Genomic DNA, 1,123 nt, shown 5'->3' on the forward strand with positions numbered 1-1,123 from the left:
GCCACAAGATTGCCGGTCAGGTCCACCTCGCTGGCCGAACCCGCCCGTGGCAACAGTTTTGCCCCTGTTTTCACTATCTTGCCAAGCTTGCCCAGTTTGCCGAGCAGTTTCGAGCCGCCTTTGGCTGCCGCCTTGTCATCTCCGGCGGGCGCGTCATCCGAACGGGTGAGCTCCGTCTCTTGCACCACTGCCGTCAGCAGGCGTTTCAGCGCGGAATCGGCGCTCGAAAGATCCTTGAGGTTCTCACTGGCGACGATGAGATCGGTCAATGGCGCGAGCCTCATGTCGCGCAGGAAGCTGTCCCATTGCGCGATATAGTCGTCATAGTAGAGCTTCAGAATATCCTCGGACAGCGCCGAGACCGAGGTTTCGGAGTTCTCTGAGCAGCCGCCAGCGAAAACGGCACGATCGAGCGCGGCCTGTGCGGCGACATCGTCGATGCGATCGAGAATGACGTCGTGGAAGCCGGCATAGGTGAAGGCGCCGGAAATGCCGACGCGAAGCGTCTTGGCGGAACGCCGCGCAAACACCTTGCCGCCGTTTGGGCCGGCGAAATTCGCCGGGACCCACTCCTTGAGCCCGGCCACTGCCGGATCGGCCAGCAACTGTTTGTAGGCGCGCGCCGGCAACGAAATGGTGCACACCGTTTTCAGCGCTTCGGCAACCAGGGCCTGGTCGGGCGCGACATAGCTCTCGTCGACCGTCATCCGGCGGATGGCGGCAAGCTGATGCTCTTCGGCATCGGCGGTCGGAAATGGTGCCGCGGCCGCGAATTCGGGCAAGCTGTTCGCCCACCAGTCTTGGGCGTAATCGGGATCCATCTGAGACAGGCCCGTCATCATGCGATAGGTTTTCAGCGCTCCGAGCATGAAATCCGGGTCGCGGATTTGCCGCCACATCGTCGCCTCGAGCAAGGCGATCATGCGTGGCTCAAGAACATTGCGCAGGGCATGATCGTACGTGTCGGTCTGCGCCCGCACCATTTCCGCGGAGGCCGATGGTCCCAGCAGATCCTGTGCGGCGCCAGGCGGTGCTGTCCGGGCGGTTGCGACCGCGTCCATCGCACCGAGCGCGCCGTCCATGGCGGGCTGCTCCACCGATGCCGGCGTTGCAGCGACGGAGG

1 protein-coding gene is annotated in these 1,123 nt (G+C 63.6%); it reads right to left on the reverse strand.

Features of this window, described 5'->3' with window-relative positions; translation table 11 throughout:
• Window positions 1-1,123 (reverse strand): ImcF-related family protein (locus EN932_RS36670; RefSeq protein ID WP_281061580.1); only part of this gene is annotated, 1,123 nt, incomplete at both ends.

It is taken from the genome of Mesorhizobium sp. M7A.F.Ca.US.002.01.1.1, assembly GCF_004022955.1.
GTDB classification, from domain to species: Bacteria; Pseudomonadota; Alphaproteobacteria; order Rhizobiales; family Rhizobiaceae; genus Mesorhizobium; species Mesorhizobium ciceri.